This window comes from Alcanivorax sp. (genome assembly GCF_051117345.1).
GTDB lineage: Bacteria > Pseudomonadota > Gammaproteobacteria > Pseudomonadales > Alcanivoracaceae > Alcanivorax.
In genome coordinates, this window is record NZ_JBNPEC010000113.1 from 21,891 (window position 1) to 28,174 (window position 6,284).

The following is a 6,284-nucleotide window of genomic DNA, read 5'->3' on the forward strand; positions in this document are numbered from 1 at the left end:
TGAGATGAAAACGGGTTGGCGATAGGGGTCATTCAGCCGGCGGCGTCTGCGGCCCTGGCGTCCAGGGTTCTACGGTGAGCCAGAGGCCGTCGTGTTGGGTGATGCGAACCATGTCGCCGGGATGCAGCGGCTGGGCGCACTGTGCTTGCCAGCGGGCGCCCCGGTAGGAAACGGTGCCCACGCCGTTATTGAAGGCGTCTGCCACGGTGGCACGGCCACCGACCAAGCCGGCACTGTCTGCCTCCCCCGCGCCACGGTGGCGCTCATTGCCCATCAATTTGTCGTTGATCACGCGACGGACAAATACCAGCAATAACAGGCTGGTCAGGGCGAACAGGGTCAGTTCCCAGGCGGTGTCATCCAGCAGCCCGAGAAACTTGAGGCTGCCTACCAGCAACGCGGCGATCCCGAAGAAGATCACCACCAGACCGGAGACGGCAAATTCGGCGATCACAAAGGCGAGCCCGGCGATAATCCAGTAACTGTATTCTGGCAGATCCATTCCTGTGCCCCTGTAACGTGTGCATTATTTTGATCAACTAAGATAGCACGTTGGTGACAGGTTAGTCGGTAGGAAAAGGCTGAAAATCAGCAGTCGCAAGCTACAAGCTTCAAGCTGCAACGCGGTTCAAGATCCATGGTTTTGCAAGGCCTCGCCCGCGATTAACGGTAAAGGCGCGGGCGCAAGCGTATCAAACCGGAAAAGCTTACCCCGCGTTGCAGCTTGCAGCTTGAGGCTTGTAGCTGAATCAGTGCTGATGCCCGCCAACGCCATGGGCATGCTTGTGGGCTTTTTCTTCTTCGGTGGCATCACGAATATCCGTGATTTCCACCACAAAACGCAGGGACTTGCCGGCCAGGGGGTGGTTGGCGTCCACGTCCACGGTTTTCAGGCCTACCTTGAGCACGGTGAGCATGCGCGGCCCTTCGTCGGTAGAGACCGTGACCACCTTGCCCGGGGTAAGCTTGCCGGCGTGTTTCAGGTACTTGCGGGAGAGGCGCTGGAACAGGGTGTTGTCGTATTCGCCGTAGGCGTCTGCCGGGCTGACGGTCACATCCACTTCATCGCCGACAGTCTTGCCGGTAAGGGCATTTTCCAGCCCCTTGATGATGTTGTTATAGCCGTGCAGGTAAGCCATGGGCTCACCGGTGTCCCGGGAGTTTTCAATTTCGCTGCCGTCGTCGGCGTTGAACAGGCTGTAATGCAGGGTAACGACCTTGTCGTTTTCGATGGTCATGCATGCTCCGGTTGTCAGGCGATCGGGATGGTGGGCAATTGTGGCGCCTTCATCGCCGCCGGGCAATTATCTCAGTGGTTGTGCTTGCCGGGGAGCATGCGTTTGAGGGTAGCGTCCCTGTCGATGAAATGGTGCCACAGGGCGCCTGCTACATGGATGGATATCAGGGTCAGTAGCGTGGTCCACAGCACTTCCTTGTGGATGAAGGCGATCTGTTTGGCCAGGTCAGTATTGACCGCCGCTAGCTGGGGCACGTTAAAGACCGCAAATACTTCAATGGTCTTGCCGGCGAACTGGCGCATGGCAAAACCGCTGAGGGGCATGGCGAGAAGCACCCCATAAAGCAGTCCATGAACAAGACGGGATAACTGATGCTGCCAGGCGGCGCCAATGGGTGTCGGGCGCGGGTACAGGGCGCGGCCATAAAGCCGGATCAGGATGATAACCAGCGTGGTGAGCCCCAGGGAAAAGTGCAGCATTTTCCACCATTCGCGCATGGGGTCACTTTTTTCGTAGAACTCATGGAGCTCGACGGCTCCCCAGACCATGACCAGCAACAAAACCACCAGCCAGTGAAGTCCTTTGTGTAATGCGTGCCAGCTTGCCGGTCTTGTGGCCATGATGCGCTCCCGTTAACTGAAGTATGCCGGATAAAGATTAACCGGGGCTTAACGGGTATTCACTGATCCTGGTCAGCGTCCGGGTGCAGACCCAGGGCTTTGCGGTCTTCGCCCCGTGCGATCCGTGCCAGCAGGTCCCGGGATTGCCGATACCAGCGCCGCCGGCCATTGGGGCCCCATTTGAACCGTTTGTAGGTCCACTGGTATTGGGCCAGGTTGCGGTCGATGCAGTTCTGCAGGCCGGTGTTCATGGCGGTGAGAATTTCGGTGCAGTCACTGGCCTGTTCGATCTCCGGGGCTTGTTCGAAGTGTAGGTGGATGTCTTTCACGCCGCCCTGGCCGCGGATGCAGGAAACGATGAACACATGGGGGCGGTAGCGTTGCACCAGCTTGTCGATCAGCGCCGGGGTAGGCACATCGTAGCCAAAGAAAGGCACGCAGGGATTGCTGCGGTTGCCCGGGTTGTGATCGGAAAGGATGCCCAGGGTGCCACCGCTCTTCATGGCCGCGAGGGCCTGTTTGACCCCCTGGCTGTTGGTGGGAATGAGTACCGAGCCGGTGCGCTCCCGGGCTGCCTTGACCATGGCATCCATCAGGGTGGCAGGATGGGGCTGGTACATGATCAGGGTCTTGTCGCGGTCACCCTTGTCGCCCACATAGAGGTTGCTGATTTCCCAGCTACCCTGGTGCAGGGACAGCATGAGTACCGGCCGCTCGCAGGCGCAGGCATCCAGAAAGGCTTGTTCGCCGTGAATATGGGTGATCCGGGCCAGGGTTTCTTCCACCGGGCGATGCCAGACATGGCTGAATTCGGTGAGGGTACGGCCCAGTTCGGCCATGCTCTGGCGGCCGATACGTTTGGCGTCCGCCAGGCTCATGGCTGGGTGGGTCGCCAGCAGATTGATCAGCACCACCCGGTAGGCACTGGCGTAGCGCAGCGGCACCAGCGTGATCAGGGTGGCAATAAACGCCCCGAAGGTGGTGACCAGTGGCAGTGGAAGCCAGGCAAGCAGACGGACCACCAGCCACAGGCGGCGGCCTTGATATTGTTTACTCATGATGGCAATTCAATTGTCAGGGTCTCGCCATGCTGCGGGACCCGAAATGTCTCGGAATCGATCTGTTGTTCTTGCAGCGCCTGGGCCAGGGCCCGGGGCGGCGCGTCCATGGGCTCGTCGGTGAGCACAAAGGTGCCCCAGTGCATGGCTACCGACTGGCGGGCGCGAATCTCACGGTGAATTGTAACCGCTTCTGCCGGGTTTATGTGTACTGGGGACATAAACCAGCGGGGTTCATAGGCGCCGATGGGTAACAGGGCCAGGTCCACGGGGCCGAAAATGTCGCCAATTTCATCGAATAGCGGGGCATAGCCGGTATCGCCGGCAAAATAGAGACTGAAATCCGGAAAGTTCAGTCGCCAGCTACACCACAGGGTCCGGTTATGATCGCCGGGGCCACGGCCACTGAAATGCTGGGCGGGCAGGCAGAAGGCTTCCACCTGGCCGTGGTATTCGCTTTGCCACCAGCCCAGTTCGATAATGCGCTCCACGCCCAGGTTGCGTAGCCAGGATGCTACGCCCGTCGGGACGAACCAGAGAATTTCGCGACCAAAACGGGCCTGGAGCTGTTTTACCGACGCCCGATCCAGATGGTCGTAGTGGTTGTGGGAGACCAGCACCGCATTGATCGGCGGCAGGTCATCGACGGTAAGGGCTGGCGGTACCGCCCGTTTCGGGCCGGCAAAGGACAGCGGTGAGCAGCGCTGGGAAAATACCGGGTCGGTAATCATATTCCAGCCGCGGTGCTGAAACAGGAAGGTGGCGTGGCCGATCCAGGTCAATTGCGGTTGCGGTCCCGGGTTCCCGAGACGTTGCCGGTCCGGCTGCTGCAGGGGGAAGTGCTGATGGCGCGGAAACTGGCCCCGGGTGTCCCATTGCCAGCGCAGGAAGGCACCCAGGCCATGGTGGGGGGTAGGGAAACGATTGCGATACACCCCGGCGTGGGCGGGGTGTTCTGCTGCCAGCGCGGCCAGCCGTTCCCGGTCGATCATGCGCCGTCCCGCAGTCCTGCCACGGCGCCTTCAATGGCATCCAGATCGGGAATCACCGCCAGGTCGCCACCCACCTGGATGTACATGGTTTCCGCTGGCCCGGTGTCCACCGGTTCTTCCACCGGATCGTTCTTGGCCACTTTCATCATCCGCGGGATCCCCTGCACGATCACGGCATAGAAGGTGCTTTTGCCGGCCACGGTATTCAGTACCGCGATGCGGGCATCCTTACCAATGGTGATCTGCCCGGACTCGTTGAGTTTCTCAAAGGACAGCAGCGGAATATTCTGGTCCCGCCAGCTCAGCCAGCCCAGCAGCCATTCCGGCCCATGACCGGGTCGATCCGGTTGGCGCAGGGGAATGATTTCGGCGACCACGATGTTGGGGATCAGCCAGGGGCGCCCCTGCATGGGGATCAGCAGGCTGGAAATGTCGGATGGCAAGCTGCTCATAGTAAACCTCAAAGTGTAAGCCGGAGTATGCAGTAACCCGTGTCAGGCACCCGGCTTCTGTACTTCTGCTTTTAATTCTCTTCTTAACCGTTCCACCAGCTGTCGTGCAAGCTGTTCCGGAGAGCCGCTATAACTGACGCAGCCCGTCTCGCGGGTAGAATCGGGCTGGCTGCTGACGGCGCAGGTATCGGCGCTCTGTGCCCATACGGGACAGCCACTGGCGGCCAGCCGGGGGGCGGCGATGGCGCCGTCATTGCCCATGCCGGAAAACAGGATAGCGCCGCAGGCGTTGCCGAAGCCCTCGCCCACATGTTGTATCACCTGATCAATGGACGGTGCATAAGGGCCTTCCCAGGCCTGGCCTGTGGACTGGATGCGACCGTCGTGGCGAAACTTCACCGCGTATTCCACCGGCGCGATGGCCAGTTCGCCATGGCGCAGGGCGCTGCCGTCCACGCCTACCTTGCAATGAATGTTGTTGTCCCGCCCCAGCACGCCGCACAGGGTATCGAGGAAGCTGGCGTCGATATGCTGCGCCAGCACAAAGGCTACCGGCAGATTGGCCGGCAGGCAGTCGAGGAACAGTTTCACCGCCGCCGGACCGCCCAGGCTGGCCCCCAGTACCCAGACCCGTTTAGGTCGGTCGCCGGGGCCAATGGTTTCGAATTCCCGCGGGGTGGGGATTTTCACCTGTGGCGGGCGCTGGGGGATCACTTCCAGCCGCTCTTCCACCGCCGGCTTGCCGATGTAATCCACCAGCTTGGTCACCAGCCGCCGTTCCCATTTCGGGTAGCGGGCATCGGTGCGCGCCGGGGCCTGACCATCGCAGAACAGGATGGGCGCGGCGGCGTCTTCCAGCAGGTTATCCAGAAATGCCTGCCAGCGGTCCTCACTGGACAGGTCTACGACCCACAGATCCAGAGCGCCCTCTTCCAGCCAGCGTTTTTCCAGGGCTTCCGGATCGGTGTTGACGACCACCTGGTAGCCCTGACCTTTCACTGCGCTGGACAGCAGGTGGCCCTGCAATGTGCTGTCGGCGATCACGCCGACCCGGCCCGGTGCGGTCATTCGTTACCCGTTTCCTGCAACTCGCCCAGCAGTTCACGAATGGTGGAGAGCAGTTCGTTCTCCTGGAACGGCTTGCCCATGTAACAGTTCACGCCGATGTCGAAGGCCCGTTCGCGGTGTTTTTCGCCGGTGCGCGAGGTAATCATGATGATCGGCACGTCCTGCAGGCGGCTGTCGTGGCGCACGTGGGTGGCGACTTCGAAGCCGTCCATGCGTGGCATCTCGATATCCAGCAGCATCACATCCGGGCGGATATCTTCCAGCTTGGCGATGGCATCTATGCCGTCCTTGGCGGTGACCACTTCGTAGCCATTGCGCTCCAGCAGGCGAGTGGTCACCTTGCGCACGGTAACCGAGTCATCGGTGACCATGACCAGCGGCGTATCGCGCTTGGATTCGGCTTCTTCGTCTTCCTGCACCGGTTCCTGAGGCAGTACCGGAATGTCTGCCACACCCAGTGTCGGCACTTGCACGTGTGCGGCACGGATCAGCGAGTGGATATCGAGAATGATCACCACGGAGCCATCCCCGAGGATGGTGGCACCGCTGATGCCGGCCACCGAGGCCAGTTGCGGGCCGACCGATTTCACTACCACTTCCCGGGAGCCCACCAGGTTGTCCACCACGATGGCCACGGTGTGTTCGGTGCTGCGGATCAGCAGTACCGGCATGGGGGTGGTGTGATTTTCCAGGTGCGGGCTGCGCGTGCCATGGACGAAATTGCCCAGGTATTGCAGCTCGTAGTCCTGGCCCACATAGGTATAGACCGGGTTGTCTTCCTCGAAGTAATGCTGCAGCTCGAAGGGGCTGATACGCACGATGCCTTCGATCTGGTTCAACGGGATGGCGTAGGTGT

General features: G+C 60.8%; 8 protein-coding genes. All 8 read right to left on the reverse strand.

All coding sequences use genetic code 11. The annotated features are described in order from the left end of the window. Positions 1-28: 28 nt before the first annotated feature. On the reverse strand, positions 29-502 hold the full coding sequence (locus ACFE0K_RS07365) for an NfeD family protein (RefSeq protein WP_434535447.1): 474 nt from the start codon (positions 500-502) through the stop codon (positions 29-31). Between the two features lie 247 nt (positions 503-749). Further along, positions 750-1,238, reverse strand: a complete 489-nt coding sequence (locus tag ACFE0K_RS07370; protein WP_434535448.1) for an FKBP-type peptidyl-prolyl cis-trans isomerase — start codon at positions 1,236-1,238, stop codon at positions 750-752. Between the two features lie 71 nt (positions 1,239-1,309). Then, positions 1,310-1,858 (reverse strand): cytochrome b, encoded by a 549-nt coding sequence (locus ACFE0K_RS07375; RefSeq protein ID WP_434535449.1) that lies wholly within the window; start codon positions 1,856-1,858, stop codon positions 1,310-1,312. 59 nt (positions 1,859-1,917) lie between these two features. Continuing rightward, entirely contained in the window at positions 1,918-2,916 is a 999-nt protein-coding gene (locus ACFE0K_RS07380; protein ID WP_434535450.1) for a lysophospholipid acyltransferase family protein, read from the reverse strand. Next, positions 2,913-3,908: an MBL fold metallo-hydrolase gene (locus ACFE0K_RS07385; RefSeq protein WP_434535451.1), complete on the reverse strand. Its 996-nt coding sequence runs from the start codon at positions 3,906-3,908 to the stop codon at positions 2,913-2,915. The genes ACFE0K_RS07380 and ACFE0K_RS07385 overlap by 4 nt, the downstream gene beginning before the upstream one ends. After that, a complete protein-coding gene (locus ACFE0K_RS07390) occupies positions 3,905-4,360 on the reverse strand; it encodes a chemotaxis protein CheW (protein ID WP_434535452.1) in 456 nt (151 codons plus the stop codon). The genes ACFE0K_RS07385 and ACFE0K_RS07390 overlap by 4 nt, the downstream gene beginning before the upstream one ends. Positions 4,361-4,402: 42 nt before the next feature. Continuing rightward, positions 4,403-5,428: a chemotaxis protein CheB gene (locus tag ACFE0K_RS07395; protein ID WP_434535453.1), complete on the reverse strand. Its 1,026-nt coding sequence runs from the start codon at positions 5,426-5,428 to the stop codon at positions 4,403-4,405. After that, positions 5,425-6,284: response regulator (locus ACFE0K_RS07400; protein ID WP_434535454.1), on the reverse strand; the 860-nt coding region annotated here is incomplete at its 5' end. The genes ACFE0K_RS07400 and ACFE0K_RS07395, both read right to left, overlap by 4 nt.

Coding starts and splice junctions, on each gene's coding strand:
- ACFE0K_RS07370 (WP_434535448.1), bottom strand. CDS start 1,238: ATGACCATCGAAAACGACAAGGTCGTTACCCTGCATTACAGCCTGTTC.
- ACFE0K_RS07375 (WP_434535449.1), bottom strand. CDS start 1,858: ATGGCCACAAGACCGGCAAGCTGGCACGCATTACACAAAGGACTTCAC.
- ACFE0K_RS07390 (WP_434535452.1), bottom strand. CDS start 4,360: ATGAGCAGCTTGCCATCCGACATTTCCAGCCTGCTGATCCCCATGCAG.
- ACFE0K_RS07395 (WP_434535453.1), bottom strand. CDS start 5,428: ATGACCGCACCGGGCCGGGTCGGCGTGATCGCCGACAGCACATTGCAG.
- ACFE0K_RS07385 (WP_434535451.1), bottom strand. CDS start 3,908: ATGATCGACCGGGAACGGCTGGCCGCGCTGGCAGCAGAACACCCCGCC.
- ACFE0K_RS07380 (WP_434535450.1), bottom strand. CDS start 2,916: ATGAGTAAACAATATCAAGGCCGCCGCCTGTGGCTGGTGGTCCGTCTG.
- ACFE0K_RS07365 (WP_434535447.1), bottom strand. CDS start 502: ATGGATCTGCCAGAATACAGTTACTGGATTATCGCCGGGCTCGCCTTT.